Below are 15,683 nucleotides of genomic sequence, written 5' to 3' on the forward strand. Positions count from 1 at the left end.
GAATCAACAGATTAGGCGTCTTGGGACGGGGATGCAGAGGACTCCTGCGTACTCTAACTATACCGCTCTTCGTTCCACGGGTTACGCCCACCTTTTTCCGAGTCTCCCTACGGTCGACTCGCAAAAATCTGGACCAAAAACAAACCTAACTATACCGCTCTTCGTTCCACGAGTTACGCCCACCTTTTTCCGAGTCTCCCTACGGTCGACTCGCAAAAATCTGGACCAAAAACAAACCTAACTATACCGCTCTTCGTTCCACGGGTTCGCCGTGTTCGAGTACCCACGCTTCTCCCAGTAGCCACGCTCGGGTTCGGTGAGGAACTCGACGCCCGAAACCCACTTCGCGCCCTTGTAAGCGTACTTGTGTGGGGTGACGACTCGAAGCGGGCCACCGTGGTCCGCGGGGAGGTCGTCGCCGTCGTAGCCCCAGACGAACATCACTTCGTCCCGCATACACTGCTCAAGCGAGAGGTTCGTCGTGTAGCCGTCCATCGCGTGAAACATGACGTGGACCGCATCCTCGGTGACGCCCGCTTCTTCCGCGAGCGTCGGGAACGTGACGCCTTCGAACTCGCAGTCGAACTTACTCCACCCAGTGACGCAGTGGAAATCCTGAATCTGCGTCTCCGACGGGAGGTCGCGAAACTCGTCAAAAGAGAGGTCGAGCTGATTTTCGACTGCTCCCCACACCTCGAACGACCACGTTTCCGGGTCCCACGAGGGCGTCCCGCTCTTCGAGAGAACCGGGAATCCTTGCGTCTCGCGTTGACCCGGCGGGAGTCGATCCCCGTCGAACTCCTCGTAGAGATGAGTCACGTCTTTGGGCATGCCCGAACCTTCGACCCGACGCACCTATCAGTAACGACTCCGGGCTCGTTCGATTGGTACGACTTCGGGCTGACTGGATTCGCTCGACTTCGAACCGAACTCGATTACGACGGAACACCACGCCTCCCCGAGTATCGGTTTCCACAATCATACCACTACAGAATACCGGACCTTCGTATTCTGCGAGATGAACTTCAGGAAACCCTATTGTCCCCCCGGTAGAGTTATATACGGCCCTTCCAAACCGACGGACGTTCAGATGCCCAAAGTAGAGATTACCGTACCGGAACACCTGGAGATGCAGATCGTGCAGCTCGTCGAACAGGGCGAGTTTGTCAACCGTGACGAGGCCATCGAGGACCTGCTTTCGACTGGCATCCGCGCGTACAAGACGAGCGGTCCGATGTCCGACGAGGACCGTGCATTCGAAGACGACGGCATGATGGGCCACGAAGACGAATACGTCTTCTGAGCCGAATGACAGTAACCCCCAATAACTCTTAAACCGCTCTCTCGCCTAACGAACTCTCATGCACAAGGACGAACTGCTGGAGCTGCACGAACAGATGGTTATCATCAAGGACCACTTCTCCGCTCGCGACCACGTCGATTCGAGTCTGTTCGACCCGTACGATGAACTCGGCGTCGAACCGTCGCACGTCCACAAATCCAAGAGCGAACACAAACACGCTGTCTTCGTGCTCGGGAACGCGCTCGCCACCGCGATGAGCGACGACGAGTTCTCGAGTGCCGGCCGCGTCGGCAAGCGGATGGAAGAACTGGCCGACGACGCCGAAGGCAAAATTTGAGCGACGGGTTCGCCCGCTTGCACCTTCCGAGCGGAGCTTGCTACTACCGTATTCGTGTCTCCTGCTAGCATATTCCAAGCAGTTCTCCGCGGGTTTCTTTATCACCCGTTCGTACGACACAGGTAGCCAATGCTAGACATCCCGGGCTGGATACCGCTCCACCGGCTCGCCGCCGTCGCCACACTTCTCGTCGCCGTCGTCGCGCTCACGCTCGCCGACCGGCCGAGCCGACTCGCGACGGCGCTCCGCCGTCGATTCCTCTTTGGGCTCCCGTGGGGAACCCTCGTGAGCGTCGGCGGTGTTCTCTTCGTCTATCTATTCGTGCAGGACGGACTGTCTTCGTGGTACCGGCCCATGGTCATCCCGTTCCGGGCGTGGTCGTACTTCTACCCGCTGGGGATGGCCACCGCCGCATTCTCGCATTCCGGTGCCGGACACCTTATCGGCAACCTCATCGGAACGCTCACGCTGGCACCGGTCGCCGAGTACGCGTGGGGACATTACCCGACCCGACGTGGGTCGACCTCGTTTGGGTCGCTCCGCGAGAACCCCTACGTTCGGGCATTCATCATCTTCCCCGGAGTCGTCTTTGGCGTCGGTCTCCTCACCTCGGTGTTCGCACTCGGTCCGGTCATCGGCTTTTCCGGCGTCGTATTCGCGTTCGCCGGGTTCGCGCTCGTCACCCGACCGCTCACGACGGTGCTCGCGTTCGTCTCTGGGCGCGTCGTCAGGGTCTTCTACAACGCGATGTTGTCTCCGGAAGTCGTCTCGACAGCACGGCCAGTGTTCTCAACGCCGAGGTGGGCGCAAATCGCCATTCAGGGGCACGCAATCGGTCTCCTGTTCGGCATCCTCCTCGGTCTGTGGGTCGCCCGACAGCGGAGAGACGAGCAACTGTCGGCATTTCGAAGTTTCGCGGGCGTCCTGCTGTTCGCAATCAGCGAGTCGCTGTGGGCGGTCTACTTCTTCCGCGGCGGCGGGACGTACGTCCTCTTTCGCGCCGTCGGCTTCGCGCTCGTCGTCCTGCTCGCGTTGCTCGTCGCGCTCACCGTCTCGGCATCTGATAAGCCGCTGCGCGAGCGCGCACCGACGGGACATGCCTTTTCGGCCCGGCGCTGGCAAGTCGGCGCGGTGGTCCTCCTCCTCGTCGTCTCCGCGCTGTCGGGGCCGGCAGTGCTGTACAACTTGTTTACTGCGACCAACGACGACCTGCCCGGAGAGAGCGTATCGGTCGAGGATTACGAGGTAACCTACGCCGAGGACGTTCCGAACGGGTTGACCGCCGCGTTCGACATCGAACTGTTCGGCGAGTCGACGACGACCAACACCTCCGGCGTCATCGTCAAGAGCCAACGGCGCGGTATCTGGACGACAGCCGTCTCGAAGAATCGGTTGGCATTCGACGGCGAAACGGCCGTCAGGTTGGGCGGCCTTGGCTGGCGGGACAGAGTTACGGCGGTCCGAGACGGATACGCCGTCGTCGGGTCCGGAAACACGGCATATCGAGTGTTCCTCGTGGACGATGGGAATACGACACTCGCCTACAAGACGGAGCCAGTACGGGCCGGTCCCGTCATCTCCCGGCGCAACATCTCAGTCGTGCCGACTGCGATGGGCTACGACCTTCAGGTGTCGTCCGAAAGCGGAACCGTCAGAGGACCGATGCCGACAACGAACGTGAGCACGACGCTCGGGGGCATCCGATTCGTCCGGCAAGGGCGCTCCATTTTCGCGGAGTCTCGGGGGACGCGCGTCCGGGTCGCTCGTCAGGAATCGTACGAGTAGGCCGTCGGGGAGAGACCGGACCCACCCCCGAGATTACCACTCGATACGGAATACTTCAGCATCGAGTTCGCGGCGGTCCGCGTCGTGGAAATCGAACTGACGTTCGAGGTCGAACGTCGCACGGAACGCGTCTGTCAGTTCACCGCCCGCGTCGGCGACGAAAGATTCCACGAACTCCTTGCTCCCCTCGTTGTGGACCGAATACGATACGTCTGCGACCCGCGAAACTGCTTCGAGGAACGCTCTATCCGCGTGTTCATTGCCGCGTTGGGCACCGAACGGCGGGTTCATCAGCACGGTGATTGGTTGGTCGTCGGGAAGCGAAACCGGGAGACGAGTCGCATCGCCGCGAATCCAGTGGATGGGGGCGCTGGCACCGACGCGACGAGCGTTGTCGACTGCCGTCTCGAGCGCGTCGGGGTCGAGTTCGACGCCGACGACGCGAGCGGGGGACCTGAGTGCGGCACCGAGAGCGAGCATTCCGGTTCCGGTCCCGAGGTCGAGAACGGTCGTCCCTTCGATATCACCCCGGAGGTCCGCGAGGTGGACGAGATGCGCCGCGAGGTCCGGCGGCGTCGGATACTGTTCCAGAGAGACCTTCGGGTTCTCGAAGCCAGCGACTACCGCCAACTGCGCCTCAAGCGCGGCCTTGGTTGCCATCAGGCGTCGATGGAACCCCGAACCTCAAAAGCGACACCCTCGCGGTGGGCACGTTCGTCGAGCGCCGCGAGTGCCGAGGACACCTCGTCGGGCCGACAGCATTCGCCGACATCGACGATGACGCGTCCGACACCGAGGAAAGCGGCGGCGCGAACGTACTCGCGGAGACGGTCGGATTCCGACTGCACTGCAAACGGGTCATCCTCGCAGAATTGCGCTTCGACGGAGAGTTCAGCCGGTAGGTATCCTTCGTCGGCGAGTCCGGCCTTCAGGTCACGGAGGTGTGCGGGGGCGGTCGAACCCAGACACGATGCGTCGAGCGCGACGGGCGTGAGGTCGGTTGGGCGGCCTGCTGCGACTGCGGCTTCCACGGAGGTCGTATCGAGCGTGCTCATGATACCCACACATTTCTATTGGTTATGTATATATCTTTGTAAATGCGCAATAGTAATTTTCAGGTGTATTCTATCTCAAGATGTTCGTGACCGTGTTCTAGACTAGATACTAATGGTGGAGGGGTACGTAATCGGTCTGGGGGTCACACGCTCCAACCCCCTTTCCCCCAAAACAGCGGTCTGGGGTCGCACGGTTCCCGTTCAAAAATACACCCCCTCGCTGAGATATACGAGCAGCAGAAGACCACAATTACTGAGTTATCGTAAGAAGACCACAATTACTGAATTACCGTACTGTCACTCGTACGTGTACGTGAGGACTTCCGTGCCGGTCGAACTCCGCACAGTGACCGTGTCACCGCCGTTGTTCCAGACTGCGCCGGAACGGCCCCAGTAAACGTCCGTTTCTGTGTCCGTCCCGGTCCCGGTGTGGAGTGTGAGTGTTGCACCGCTTGCGAGTTTCGTCCCGGTAGCGAAGGTGTACGTTGCTCCTGCGGCGTCCGAGATGGTCCAGCCCGAAAGGTCGATAGATTCGTCGCCGTCGTTTCGCAGCGTTACGTACTCGCCGTTGAGATTGTCGTTGTCGTTGCCGGGCGCGTCGGCGACGACGGAGACTGACAGTCTGTCGTCGGTCGCCGTATCCTCGCCACTAGCTGTCGAGCCTTCAGTTGCGCAGGACCAGAGACCCACACCGCCCTCGCGGGCCTCGCGCTCGGCACGTTCGTAGCGCTCGCGCTCCTCGAAGGAACTGTCGTAGAATCGAGCGTGGCCGTCGGTGATGAGGTCGTAATTGAACTCCGACCCGTCGACGACGACGTAGGCGAGGATTCTCCCGTAGTAGCCCCGCTTGCCCGCTTTCTCGTCGTATCGGAGTTCGACGGTCTCGTCCGAGAGCCGGGATTTCGCATAGGCACTCGCATCGTCTCCGGCCGCACCGAGACACGCCTTCCCCGCGTCGGTTTCGGGGATACCTTCGAACTCGTCGGGCGTGTTTTCGCCGTACACTTCGGGAGTATCGACGCCGAGGAGGCGAATCGTCTCACGGGAACCGTTCGGCATGACGACTTTAATCGTATCTCCGTCGACGACTTCGACAACGTCGACTGTGACATCACCCGATGCGGAGGGAGTCAACGACTGTGTCTGTGGTGTCGTCTCGGCGGCCGTCATCTCAGTTGTGGTCGGTTCAGCGCTCGGCGAATCAGGGGAATCGGAGCCAGCGCCACCCGTGCCAGCACACCCTGCGAGGACCACAAACAGTGCAATGACGAGCGTTACGGTAGTACGTCTGACCATTTGATTCACCGTTTGTCAGGGAACCGTATAAGTAGGTGAGTCGGACAGCTTCGAAGCCGAGCGCCACGAATCGCAAGACGGAGTCCTTTATCAGATTTCTGTTACAAAGGTTTAAATTCACGCTCCACCAGAAACCTTTTAATGGAACGTCCGAGCCGGCAGCGTCAGCGAGAGGAGGCAACGGCACAAGAGGACGAGCAAGTCAACTGCCCGGAGTGCGGGTCGGACCAGATCGTCACAGACGCAGATCAGGGGGAGTTAGTGTGTGACGACTGTGGTCTCGTTCTCGATGAGCGACAAATCGACCGCGGGCCAGAGTGGCGCGCGTTCAATCACTCCGAACGCCAATCGAAGTCGCGCGTCGGCGCACCAATCACCGAGACGATGCACGACCGCGGGTTGACGACGACCATCGACTGGAAGGACAAAGACGCCTACGGTCGGTCACTCTCGTCCGAGAAGCGATCCCAGATGCACCGTCTTCGAAAATGGCAAGAGCGAATTCGAACCAAAGACGCCGGCGAGCGTAACCTGCAGTTCGCACTCAGCGAAATCGACCGCATGGCGTCCGCGCTCGGCGTCCCGCGTTCGGTACGCGAGGTCGCATCCGTCATTTATCGTCGCGCGCTCAACGAGGACCTGATTCGCGGGCGCTCCATCGAGGGTGTCGCCACATCGGCGCTCTACGCCGCCTGCCGTCAGGAAGGCATCCCGCGCTCGCTCGACGAAGTCGCCGAAGTGTCGCGCGTCCCGCAGAAGGAAATCGGCCGCACGTATCGCTACATCTCGCAAGAACTCGGGCTGGAACTCAAGCCCGTCGACCCGAAGCAGTTCGTTCCGCGGTTCGCCTCCGCACTCGAACTCTCCGAGGAAGTGCAGGCGAAGGCGACCGAAATCATCGACGTTTCCGCAGAACAGGGCCTGCTCTCCGGCAAGTCACCGACCGGATTCGCCGCCGCCGCTATCTACGCGGCGTCGCTTCTCTGCAACGAGAAGAAGACCCAGCGCGAAGTCGCAGATGTCGCGCAGGTCACCGAGGTCACCATCCGGAATCGCTATCAGGAACAGATTGAAGCGATGGGCTTCCGCTAAACCGCACCGCACCGTTACTCCGCGCCGCAGCGTTTCAGTTTTTCACGAAGACCACAATCGGACGGTCCCAGAGACCGGTGTCGTAGTTGTGAGCCACGTAGCCGTCGAGCTTCGGCGCTAACGTCCCACGCTCCGATGCGGGTGCGATGACGACCGGAGGGACGGACGACTGTTGTTTAAACGCGGAGAGGTTCGTTGTCGATGTCGTGTCGGCACCGATTCGCTCCACGTACCACGCCATCGGCAGTCGTTCACCCCACTTCTTGGGGACCGGTGGGTAGTCAGCCGCGCCGTCCGAGACGTACATCGAACTGCCGTAGTAGAGCACTTCTACGTCCAAATCGTCGGTCGGACCGACCCACGCAGAGAGGTTGTCGCGGAACGCGGTGAAGTCGCTCGACGGCTGTCCGTAGTGTGCGAGTTTAGTGTCACGGTCGCTCGGGGCGTATACCTCGGTTGTCGCGACCGCACCAGTCTGTGCGACGAGTGCGAGCAAGATGAGGAGTGCCGCGGCGACGCGAGGCGTATCCCTGCTGTCGAACGCCTGTCTTCCCCACCGGACGAGTGCCGCGAGGCCGACCGCCGCCGGGATGGCGAGCGGGACGACGACGTAGACGCCGAGCCACGATGCGGAGACCTCCGTCAGCATCGGGACGAACACGAGTACAGCACCCGCCCAGTAAGTCGCTGCCGAGACGACAGTTCTCGGACCGCCGGATGCGTAGCGGTCGACGACGAAGACACCAACTGCGAGGAGCGTGACCGGGAGCGCCGCGAGGGCAAGCACCTCTACGAGATTCCCGAGGTACGGAAGATACTGGTGGGTGGCACCGGGGTAGCGGTTGACGATGCGGACGCCGACGAATCGCTGGACAGATTCGAACAGTGCGACATCGATAGCACCGAGAATCGTCCCCGGCGTGTAGAGACCGACTCCGTTGGTATCGCCCGCTCGTGGAGCGAACAGGAAGACGTAGAGACCGACGAAGACGAGGACGGCCCGTGCGGCGGGTGTCGCTGCACCGCGGACGCGAGCCGAGAGTTCACCGAGTCGCGTCGCGGCCGGACGTGAGGACGAAACGAGGGCAGCGTGGTCGAAGACGAGGAGACCGGCGACAGCGAGACAACAGAGCACGACGATGCCAAGCCCGGACGAGGCGATTGCGAGCACGCAGGCTGCCGCGAAACCGTAGGCGTTCTGTTGGCCCTTTCCGTCGAACAGTCGGAGGGCGAATCCGAAGGCGGCGAGGGCGAATCCGATTGCGAGCAGGTCGCCGCGGGCGAACCGACCGTAGTAGACGAGAAGCGGGTTCGCCGCGAGAATGGCCGCAACGGCGACGGTCTCGTCGTTTTCGAGATGGTCCCGAAAGAGGAGACTCACGAGCGGCAGGGCCGCGCCGACGAGCGCAACAGGGAGTCTGAGCGCGAAATCAGTGGTCCCGAAAAGCGCTAACGAAGTCCGCGAGAGGAGGTAGACGAGCGGCCCGCCAGCAACCGGACGGTACGCGAAAAAGCCACTTTCGAGGTATCGGAGACTCCAGTAGCCGACGCGTGCCTCGTCCCAGTGCAGCGGGCGGTCGCCGAGGCCGACGAGGCGGACGACGAGTGCCACGAGCGCCAGTGCACCGACGGCGAGCGTCGTTCGGTCGGGGCGTTGCCCGACGCGGGAGGGAATCATGAAGTCACGTGGTGCGCCGGACGGCAGAAAGGTTACGGAACATTTGAGGAAACGATTCCAGTCAGAGTGCCGACGAACTGGTGGCTTCGAAAGCGTCATCCCCACCGACCGGTAGCACACGGATATGGCACTCATCGATTCGCTTCCGGCGCGACCGTTAGAACCACAGGAACTCACGTCGCTGAACCGCTCCGAGGCGTTCGAACTCGTCGTCGCTGTCGAAAACGACGGTCCGGCCCGCGGCCTCCTTTTCGCCACCGAAGCGTGGGTCAAAGGGGCCGCCTACGACGACGAGTCCGGATGGTCAGTGGTCGAGACGGAGGAACTCGACGAAGAAACCGCACGAATCGACGGCCTACAATCCTGTGAATCGGCGGTGCTCTCCTTCCAAGACGCCGATAGCGAGGAGTAGAACTAACCTAATTCCGAACGAAGTATACGCCGTCATGTACAGCGAAATCCTCGTGCCGACCGACGGGAGCAGGGCCGCCGAACGCGCCATCGACCACGCACTCAACCTCGCGGAGACCTACGATGCACGGATTCACGCGCTGTACGTCGTCGATACCAGTATCTACACGTCGCTCGATGCCGGCGCAGACGTCGTCATCGACGCCCTCGAACGTGAGGGTGAGGCCGCAACCAGACACGTCCGCGAGGCCGCCGAGAAAGCGGACGTCGAATTCGAAAGCGAAGTGATGACCGGAACCGCCTACCGCTCTATCCGAAAGTACACCGAGGACCACGATATCGACCTCGTCGTCATGGGAACCCACGGTCGGACGGGGCTGAGCCACTACCTGCTCGGAAGCGTGACCGAGCGCGTGGTCCGAACCTCACCGGTTCCGGTCCTCACCACGCGGATGCAAGACGAAGAAGAAACCGAAGAATCGGCGGACGCGACCGGCGAGACGAACACCGAACCGGCCGAATGAGTCCCCTGACGGGCGACGAAACACCGACGAGCTAGGCTGTTTGACACCGATAGACCCGGCCGTTTGATAAACAGTTTTGGTGCGCTCGCTCATACGCCGCGGTATGACTGAGTACACCGTCGAGTTCGTCGGTACGGGCGAGACCATCACGGTTTCCGACAAACAAACCATCCTCAAGGCCTGTATTGAGGAGGGCATCGCACAGGAGTACTCCTGCCGCGTCGGGATGTGCCTCGCCTGCTCTGCGGAGATTCTCGAAGGCGACGTCACACAGCCTGCGGCCCGCGGGCTGACCGAAGAAGAATCCGAGAAGTACGCGCTCACCTGTATGGCTCGTCCGCAGAGCGACCTGAAGCTCGAACGTGGTATCTACCCGCCCAGCATCGAGGACGACGCTGTCACCGCGGGTGCCGCCGCAGACGACGACTAACGACGGGTGTCGACGGCGCGGATGGGAACACCCGCGCTCACGTTCTTTTCTTCTCACGCCGATTGCTGACTTCACGTACCGACTGGCGAGCGGTCGGCACGTGGTCGTTTGTTTCAGTCACTCGCCGTCGCCGCGCAGTTGTTCGGCCCTAACTCCACCTCGAAGGCCTCGTCGTCGGCGAGCGAGTCGCGTCCGAGATTGGTGTCGATGATGCGTTCGTAGTTGGTCGGTCGCGGCGGCATATCGTCGAGGACGAACGAAACGAACTCGTCTTCGTCCATCGAGAGCGCATCGAGCTGGTTGCGAAGCGCGTCGAGCGTGGCCACATAGACGCTGTTATCGTTGGACTCGGCCTGTTCACTGTAGTGTCCGGGCGCGATGCGCGTGCCGCCGTCGAACTCGCCGTACCGCTCGCGGAGCGTCTCGTAGAGCCGCCGAGCCGCTGCGGGTGCGCCCGCATCGCCGTCTTCGAGGTCGGGGCGTGCGACGCTCTCCAGAAAGAGACTGTCGCCGACGAAACGCAGGTCTCCGAGACGGTAGGCGGTCATCTCGCTCGTATGTCCCGGTGCGTGAACGGCGACGAGTTCCGCATCGCCAACCGAGATGGTATCGCCGTCTTCCACGAGTCGGGCATCGAAATCGAGACCGCGGTCGACTGCACCGACTGGAACGACAGCGGGTGCGTCTGCGAGTTCGGAGACGGCGCGGACGCCGCTCACGTGGTCGGCGTGGACGTGAGTGTCGACGGCGGCGACGATTTCAGCGCCGTGCTCGCGGGCGTCTTCGACGTAGCGCGATGCGAACGTCCGGAGCGGGTCGATAACGACGGCTTCGTCGTCGACGATGACCATGTAGGCGAGACACCCGCTCGATGGGCGGTCGTACTGGAGCACCGTCGCATCGTCGTGTTCCATTTCGCGAGCACGGTAGACGCGCGCCCAGCCTTCCATTCCTGTTTCGAGGTTCTCGGCTTCGACACCGGCGTCGGAGAGCAGGTCGGCGACGGTCGCACTCGCCCGGCCCTCCCCGCACGCGACGACGACCGGCTTTGGTGCGTCTCGGAACTGGTCTGCGAGCTCCGAGACGGTCCCGAGCACGTCCGCCTGCGTGAACTCAATCGCTGGAATCTGCGTCGCCGTCACGCGTTGTCCATCGATGTGCCACGCTTCGAACTCGTCGCGGTTTCGGACATCGAGTATCGCTGTCGGGTCGCCGCGCTGGAGTCGCGCCGCGAGTTCGTCGGGGGACATATCTACACCGTACGCACTCGGGGCGCAAGAACGCACCGCGGACTTCGAAGGAGAAACCACTCGGCCCGGAGCCTACTCTGTCGTCCCACCGTCGTTGCTGAGGTTCGGGTCGGGAGCTTCGTCGTATCCTGCTTCATCGAGGACGCTGGCCGGTGGACCGTCGATATCGCCCGAAGCGTCGAGATTCGTTGGCGAGGACAGTCCGTCCTCGTCGCCAACTCCTGACGCTCCCGAGTCATCGTCACTGCCGAGTCGCTCGGCCGCGTCGCGGATGGCGAGCACCTGCTGGGTCTGCGAGCGGGTCGCATCGGCGATTTCAGCTATCTGCTCCGAGACGTCGTCCGCTCGCATATTTGCATCGTCGACCATGTTCGCTATCTGTTCGGCGCTCGCGGCTTGGTCGTCGGTCGCTGACGCGACTTCACTCACACCGATGGTCGCCTGTTCGACCGCGGACGAGATGTCCGTTAGACTCCGCATCACGTCTTCTCCGCGGTCGATGCCGTCGTGAAGCCGGTCGGTCGTCTGCGAGAGGCTGTCGATAGTGTCCTGTGCTTCTTCCTGAATGTGGTCGACCGTGGTCTCGACTTCGGAGGCGCGCGCCTGCGACTCTTCGGCGAGGTTCTTGACCTCGCTCGCGACGACGGCGAATCCCTCTCCGGCCTCGCCCGCGCGGGCCGCCTCGATGGAGGCGTTGAGCGCCAGCAGATTCGTCTGCTCGGCGATGTCGTTAATCGCATCGAGCACTTCGTCTATCTCTTCGATTTGGTCGTGAAGGCGCTGTACGTCGCTCGATGCCGTCTCGGCCGCCTCGCTCACGTCGCGCATCACGTCGATAGCCTCGTCAGCCGCGTCCTCGCCCTCCGCCGCGCGGTCCGCCGCGTCGGCGCTGGTCCGTTCGACCTCTTCGGCCGTTGCCGCAATCTCTTCGACGGTGGCGCTCATGTCCGACACCTCCGACGCGACCGTTTCCATGTCGTCGGCCTGCTTCTCCGCGATGGTTTCGATGTCGGTGGTGCGGTCGGTGACTTGCTCGGATGTCGACAGCAGCTCTTCGACTGGTTCACTCACGTCGGCTTCGACTTCGGCCGCGAGTTCGCGGCGGCGCGCTGCAGCGGCCCGTGCGGCCTCACTGTGCGAGTGGATGTACGTGTCCATCGCCACCTGTTGGTCGAGAGAAAGCAGTTTCAAGACCGGAAGGAGTCGTTCGACGAGCGCATCGACCGCGTCGTCGACTGGGTCGTTGCTGCTACCCGTGCTGGTCTGAGCTTTATCGGTACCACTGCTACCACCGAGAAGGCCACTCAGTAATCCGTTGTTTTCACCCCCGTTACCGTCTGCTCCGCCGAATTCATCCTTTACTTCGGACGCGATTGCCTCGGTAATCCCCTCGTAGTACACCGAATACGCGCCGAGATAGAACTTCGGCCCGAGGTCTATCAAATCGTGTATTTTCCCGATGCGTGCCCGCTTTGCGAAGTAATCGGTGTCGTACTCGCCGGAGGCCAGTTGGCGAAGATAGGCCGCCTGGTCGGCTTGCAGCATCTCCATCGTTTTCGTCGACCGGTCGAAGAACGCCGTCGTTTCGGCGTGCTCGCCGAGGTGGTCGTAAAACTCGGCGGCGAACTCGTCCGCGAACTCGTCGAAGAGCGGTTCGAGGTCGCGAACGCGCTGCTCGTCGTCCGCAGAGAGACGGACGAACGACTTCCGCCACTCGATTTCAGCTTCGTCGATATCTAATTGCGAGAGAAGAGAGTCCCCGTCGACGCGCGCTCGCACGTCGGCTGTCACTTGCTCCGAGGGGTCAGTCATACATGTCACTCACCAGCCAACCATATTTCAACCCTCTCCACACGATATCACTATTGATATCCCCAAATATTTGCGGCCCGCTTCCGAGTCACAGCGAGAGTCGCTTGCAGGCTAACGTTCACATCGACGGCACCCCAGAGAGCATGTATGAACGCTGAAGAATTCTGTGAGTCTATCGAGGCGGCAAAGCAAACGCAACTCGAACGACTCGGGTCCTCGAAGCTCCTTCTCGCCCTCACCGAAGCGGACCTATCCAAACCGGCGGTACTCCGCACCGCCGCTTTCTCGGAGCACGCGGCCCGCGAGACGTTCCGCTCGTGGGCCGAAAGCGAGGACGACGAGCGCGCGAAATCGGCGTTCGAGACGACAGCACAACAGGAAGACGAGCACCTCCAGCGGGTCCTCGGTGCGCTTGACGAAGCTATCGACTTCCCGGACGAACCGGGACCGATGCACGCGTACCTCCGCGGGCGCGACGACACCATCGAACGAATCGCCGCTGGCATGGTCGGCCGCGGACTCGTCTCGCTTCGAACCCACACGCAGGTAATCGGCTTTTTCGTCAACGAGGCGGACAGACAGGGTGCGGACCTGTTCCGGGAGTTAAAATCCGAAACCGAAGACACCCTCAACATCGGTCTCGACCTGCTCGACGAGTTGTGTGTGAGCGACGACGACTGGGAGCGCGCCCGGATGGTCGCCGAGTACGTCATCCAAGTTGCCTATGACGACTACGCTGACGGACTCGCCGAACTCGGCGTCGACCCCAAGCCGCTTTGTTGAGGCCGACCGTCGACCAAGAGATGTTCGTCCGCCGTCGCTGTCCGAACCGACTCATCCGCCGTCGCTGTCCGAACCTATTCGTCCCCCCGAGTGGTAGCCCGAAGCATGACTACCGAAGTACGCGGACGCGTGGAGGCGCTCTACACCGCACCGTCGAAGGGCGAGTCGATGGTGGCCCACGAGACCGTCGCGGTCAGAGACGGGGGCGTCGACGGTGACCGGTACTTCGAGGGAACCGGCTACTACTCCGCGACCGACGGGTGTCAGGTGACGCTCGTCGATGCCGCGGTGCTGGACGACGCCGAACGCGAGTTCGGACTCGACCTTTCGAGCGGACAACACCGCCGAAACGTCGTCGTCCGCGGCGTCGACCTCGCAGACCTGCTCGATGCGACGTTCGAACTTGGCGAGGCTGAACTCCGTGGAACGAAACTCAGGCCGCCCTGTGCGTATCTCGCGGACCTCGTCGGCGACGAAGACGTGGTCGAAGCGCTTCGCGAACGTCGCGGCGGTATCTGTGCCGATGTCGTCACACCCGGCCACGTCGCCGTCGGTGACGGTCTTCGGGTGACCGAAGCGAACCCGCGCGAGATGGGGAGGCAGATAGCCGAACGACTCGGCGGAAGCAACGCAGAAACGGAGCCTTCGGGACCAGAGGTCGGACACGAATGACAGAATCGAATCGGCAGACTGAATCGAGTCAGCAGACTGAGCACGGCCCAGTCAACCGAGCGAGAGCGGGTCTTCAGACGGCGTTCGGTACCGGGTCGAACACGCAAGACCCAGTCGTCGCGCTCGCACCCGGCCGAGTGAACCTCGTCGGCGGCCACACCGACTACAACGACGGTCTCTGTCTCCCGATGGCCGTGGACCGATACGTCGCGGTCGCCGCCCGTCCCCGAGATGATGACCTGCTGCGTGTCCATGCGACCGACTTCGACGGGACGGCACGGATTGCCCCCGGCGACGACCCAGACGGCTGGGCCGCCTACATCGCCGCCGTCGCTCGCGTCCTCCGCGAACAGGTGCCGATTCCCGGTTCAGACCTCGCTATCGCTTCGACTGTCCCATCGGGGGCCGGTCTCTCATCGTCCGCAGCGCTCGAGCTCGCAACCGGGCGGGCGCTTCTCGCCGTCGCGGACGCGGAACTGCCGACGACCGACCTCGCACTCGCGTGTTGGCGGGCCGAACGAGAGGGCGTCGGCGTCGAGTGCGGTATCCTCGACCAGTTCGCCGTCGGTCTCTGCAAGTCCGACTCGGCGCTTTTTCTCGACTGCCGAACCCGCGAGTACGAACACGTCCCGCTCGGCGGAGCGGTCGGCATCCTCGTGATAGACACCGGTGTCTCCCACGAGTTAGCGGACTCGGGTTACAACGACCGCGTCCGCGAGTGCCGCGAGGCAGTTACCGCGCTCCGAGATGCGTCTGGCCGCCCGCTCGACACGCTCAGGGATGTCGACCGCGACCTGCTGGAATCCCACGCCGATGCCCTCGAACCAGTCCACTACCGCCGGGCGAAACACGTCGTGACCGAAAACGAACGCGTCAACGTTGCCCGCGATGCGCTCTCCGCGGGTGACTTCGAACGGGTCGGTGAAGCGATGGTCGCGGGTCACGAAAGTCTCCGCGACGAGTACGAAGTGAGTTCCCCGGAATTGGATGCCGCAGTCGAACTCGCAACCGAGGTCGATGGTGTCTACGGGGCGCGGATGACCGGCGGCGGATTCGGCGGCAGCGCCGTGGCGCTGGTCGACGGCGACGAACTCGGTTGCGCAAAAGAAGCGATTCGAGCGGTGCTCCCCGAGCGTGTCGGGTCGGATGCACGGGTGTTCGCCTGCCGACCCAGCGGTGGTGTTGGGTTGGTTCACTCCCGCTGACGACTTCGCCTCACCGCTCCGCACCTTACCTCTCCGGACCCCATCTCACC

General features: G+C 62.4%; 17 protein-coding genes. 10 read left to right on the top strand and 7 right to left on the bottom strand.

Annotated features, from left to right (window positions below):
- Window positions 1-237: 237 nt before the first annotated feature.
- Window positions 238-831: a sulfite oxidase-like oxidoreductase gene (locus HFX_RS07510; RefSeq protein ID WP_014732319.1), complete on the bottom strand. Its 594-nt coding sequence runs from the start codon at window positions 829-831 to the stop codon at window positions 238-240.
- Window positions 832-1,090: 259 nt separating this feature from the next.
- Between HFX_RS07510 and HFX_RS07515 the strand changes: the two genes are divergently transcribed.
- The 3 genes from HFX_RS07515 to HFX_RS07525 all read left to right on the top strand — a co-directional run bounded on the left by HFX_RS07515 (window position 1,091) and on the right by HFX_RS07525 (window position 3,425).
- Entirely contained in the window at window positions 1,091-1,303 is a 213-nt protein-coding gene (locus tag HFX_RS07515; RefSeq protein WP_004056919.1) for a ribbon-helix-helix domain-containing protein, read from the top strand.
- Between the two features lie 58 nt (window positions 1,304-1,361).
- Window positions 1,362-1,640, top strand: coding sequence for a UPF0058 family protein (locus HFX_RS07520; RefSeq protein ID WP_004056918.1), 279 nt, complete (start codon window positions 1,362-1,364; stop codon window positions 1,638-1,640).
- 129 nt (window positions 1,641-1,769) lie between these two features.
- Window positions 1,770-3,425 carry a rhomboid family intramembrane serine protease gene (locus tag HFX_RS07525; RefSeq protein ID WP_004056917.1) on the top strand — a complete coding sequence of 552 codons (1,656 nt, stop codon included), beginning with the start codon at window positions 1,770-1,772 and terminating at the stop codon, window positions 3,423-3,425.
- A gap of 33 nt (window positions 3,426-3,458) precedes the next feature.
- Here HFX_RS07525 and HFX_RS07530 read toward each other — a convergent pair whose 3' ends face one another.
- The 3 genes from HFX_RS07530 to HFX_RS07540 form a co-directional block, all read right to left on the bottom strand.
- Window positions 3,459-4,085 carry an METTL5 family protein gene (locus tag HFX_RS07530; protein WP_004056916.1) on the bottom strand — a complete coding sequence of 209 codons (627 nt, stop codon included), beginning with the start codon at window positions 4,083-4,085 and terminating at the stop codon, window positions 3,459-3,461.
- Window positions 4,085-4,480, bottom strand: a complete 396-nt coding sequence (locus HFX_RS07535; protein ID WP_004056915.1) for a hypothetical protein — start codon at window positions 4,478-4,480, stop codon at window positions 4,085-4,087. The genes HFX_RS07530 and HFX_RS07535 overlap by 1 nt, the downstream gene beginning before the upstream one ends.
- 297 nt (window positions 4,481-4,777) lie before the next feature.
- Window positions 4,778-5,776 carry a lamin tail domain-containing protein gene (locus HFX_RS07540; RefSeq protein WP_014732321.1) on the bottom strand — a complete coding sequence of 333 codons (999 nt, stop codon included), beginning with the start codon at window positions 5,774-5,776 and terminating at the stop codon, window positions 4,778-4,780.
- Window positions 5,777-5,917: 141 nt separating this feature from the next.
- Between HFX_RS07540 and HFX_RS07545 the strand changes: the two genes are divergently transcribed.
- Window positions 5,918-6,868: a transcription initiation factor IIB gene (locus HFX_RS07545; protein WP_004056913.1), complete on the top strand. Its 951-nt coding sequence runs from the start codon at window positions 5,918-5,920 to the stop codon at window positions 6,866-6,868.
- 34 nt (window positions 6,869-6,902) lie between these two features.
- Here the strand turns inward: HFX_RS07545 and HFX_RS07550 are convergent, their stop codons facing one another.
- Window positions 6,903-8,546 carry a flippase activity-associated protein Agl23 gene (locus HFX_RS07550; RefSeq protein ID WP_004056912.1) on the bottom strand — a complete coding sequence of 548 codons (1,644 nt, stop codon included), beginning with the start codon at window positions 8,544-8,546 and terminating at the stop codon, window positions 6,903-6,905.
- Between the two features lie 124 nt (window positions 8,547-8,670).
- Between HFX_RS07550 and HFX_RS07555 the strand changes: the two genes are divergently transcribed.
- The 3 genes from HFX_RS07555 (at window position 8,671) to HFX_RS07565 (ending at window position 9,911) form a co-directional block, all read left to right on the top strand.
- A complete protein-coding gene (locus HFX_RS07555; RefSeq protein WP_004056911.1) occupies window positions 8,671-8,958 on the top strand; it encodes a hypothetical protein in 288 nt (95 codons plus the stop codon).
- A 34-nt stretch (window positions 8,959-8,992) separates the two neighbouring features.
- The gene (locus tag HFX_RS07560) at window positions 8,993-9,481 is read left to right on the top strand and encodes a universal stress protein (protein ID WP_004056910.1); all 489 of its coding nucleotides are present in this window, start codon (window positions 8,993-8,995) and stop codon (window positions 9,479-9,481) included.
- A gap of 103 nt (window positions 9,482-9,584) precedes the next feature.
- Window positions 9,585-9,911 carry a 2Fe-2S iron-sulfur cluster-binding protein gene (locus tag HFX_RS07565; RefSeq protein ID WP_004056909.1) on the top strand — a complete coding sequence of 109 codons (327 nt, stop codon included), beginning with the start codon at window positions 9,585-9,587 and terminating at the stop codon, window positions 9,909-9,911.
- Window positions 9,912-10,024: 113 nt separating this feature from the next.
- On the opposite strand, the gene HFX_RS07570 is transcribed toward HFX_RS07565, so the two are convergent.
- Both HFX_RS07570 and HFX_RS07575 read right to left on the bottom strand, forming a co-directional pair.
- The gene (locus tag HFX_RS07570; RefSeq protein WP_004056908.1) at window positions 10,025-11,161 is read right to left on the bottom strand and encodes an MBL fold metallo-hydrolase; all 1,137 of its coding nucleotides are present in this window, start codon (window positions 11,159-11,161) and stop codon (window positions 10,025-10,027) included.
- Window positions 11,162-11,233: 72 nt separating this feature from the next.
- The gene (locus tag HFX_RS07575) at window positions 11,234-12,973 is read right to left on the bottom strand and encodes a globin-coupled sensor protein (protein WP_004056907.1); all 1,740 of its coding nucleotides are present in this window, start codon (window positions 12,971-12,973) and stop codon (window positions 11,234-11,236) included.
- A gap of 147 nt (window positions 12,974-13,120) precedes the next feature.
- Between HFX_RS07575 and HFX_RS07580 the strand changes: the two genes are divergently transcribed.
- The 3 genes from HFX_RS07580 to galK all read left to right on the top strand — a co-directional run bounded on the left by HFX_RS07580 (window position 13,121) and on the right by galK (window position 15,633).
- A complete protein-coding gene (locus HFX_RS07580; protein ID WP_004056906.1) occupies window positions 13,121-13,756 on the top strand; it encodes a hypothetical protein in 636 nt (211 codons plus the stop codon).
- A 105-nt stretch (window positions 13,757-13,861) separates the two neighbouring features.
- Window positions 13,862-14,428 carry an MOSC domain-containing protein gene (locus HFX_RS07585; RefSeq protein ID WP_004056905.1) on the top strand — a complete coding sequence of 189 codons (567 nt, stop codon included), beginning with the start codon at window positions 13,862-13,864 and terminating at the stop codon, window positions 14,426-14,428.
- Window positions 14,425-15,633: a galactokinase gene (galK, locus tag HFX_RS07590; protein WP_004056904.1), complete on the top strand. Its 1,209-nt coding sequence runs from the start codon at window positions 14,425-14,427 to the stop codon at window positions 15,631-15,633. Before HFX_RS07585 ends, galK begins: the two co-directional genes overlap by 4 nt.
- The last annotated feature ends 50 nt before the right edge of the window (window positions 15,634-15,683 follow it).

This window comes from Haloferax mediterranei ATCC 33500 (genome assembly GCF_000306765.2).
GTDB classification, from domain to species: Archaea; Halobacteriota; Halobacteria; order Halobacteriales; family Haloferacaceae; genus Haloferax; species Haloferax mediterranei.

Excerpts from the sequence above, each read along its gene's own strand:
- galK (WP_004056904.1), top strand. The coding sequence starts at position 14,425 with ATGACAGAATCGAATCGGCAGACTGAATCGAGTCAGCAGACTGAGCAC.
- HFX_RS07545 (WP_004056913.1), top strand. The coding sequence starts at position 5,918 with ATGGAACGTCCGAGCCGGCAGCGTCAGCGAGAGGAGGCAACGGCACAA.
- HFX_RS07550 (WP_004056912.1), bottom strand. The coding sequence starts at position 8,546 with ATGATTCCCTCCCGCGTCGGGCAACGCCCCGACCGAACGACGCTCGCC.
- HFX_RS07565 (WP_004056909.1), top strand. The coding sequence starts at position 9,585 with ATGACTGAGTACACCGTCGAGTTCGTCGGTACGGGCGAGACCATCACG.
- HFX_RS07560 (WP_004056910.1), top strand. The coding sequence starts at position 8,993 with ATGTACAGCGAAATCCTCGTGCCGACCGACGGGAGCAGGGCCGCCGAA.
- HFX_RS07585 (WP_004056905.1), top strand. The coding sequence starts at position 13,862 with ATGACTACCGAAGTACGCGGACGCGTGGAGGCGCTCTACACCGCACCG.
- HFX_RS07535 (WP_004056915.1), bottom strand. The coding sequence starts at position 4,480 with ATGAGCACGCTCGATACGACCTCCGTGGAAGCCGCAGTCGCAGCAGGC.
- HFX_RS07525 (WP_004056917.1), top strand. The coding sequence starts at position 1,770 with ATGCTAGACATCCCGGGCTGGATACCGCTCCACCGGCTCGCCGCCGTC.
- HFX_RS07530 (WP_004056916.1), bottom strand. The coding sequence starts at position 4,085 with ATGGCAACCAAGGCCGCGCTTGAGGCGCAGTTGGCGGTAGTCGCTGGC.
- HFX_RS07510 (WP_014732319.1), bottom strand. The coding sequence starts at position 831 with ATGCCCAAAGACGTGACTCATCTCTACGAGGAGTTCGACGGGGATCGA.
- HFX_RS07570 (WP_004056908.1), bottom strand. The coding sequence starts at position 11,161 with ATGTCCCCCGACGAACTCGCGGCGCGACTCCAGCGCGGCGACCCGACA.
- HFX_RS07555 (WP_004056911.1), top strand. The coding sequence starts at position 8,671 with ATGGCACTCATCGATTCGCTTCCGGCGCGACCGTTAGAACCACAGGAA.
- HFX_RS07540 (WP_014732321.1), bottom strand. The coding sequence starts at position 5,776 with ATGGTCAGACGTACTACCGTAACGCTCGTCATTGCACTGTTTGTGGTC.
- HFX_RS07515 (WP_004056919.1), top strand. The coding sequence starts at position 1,091 with ATGCCCAAAGTAGAGATTACCGTACCGGAACACCTGGAGATGCAGATC.
- HFX_RS07575 (WP_004056907.1), bottom strand. The coding sequence starts at position 12,973 with ATGACTGACCCCTCGGAGCAAGTGACAGCCGACGTGCGAGCGCGCGTC.
- HFX_RS07580 (WP_004056906.1), top strand. The coding sequence starts at position 13,121 with ATGAACGCTGAAGAATTCTGTGAGTCTATCGAGGCGGCAAAGCAAACG.
- HFX_RS07520 (WP_004056918.1), top strand. The coding sequence starts at position 1,362 with ATGCACAAGGACGAACTGCTGGAGCTGCACGAACAGATGGTTATCATC.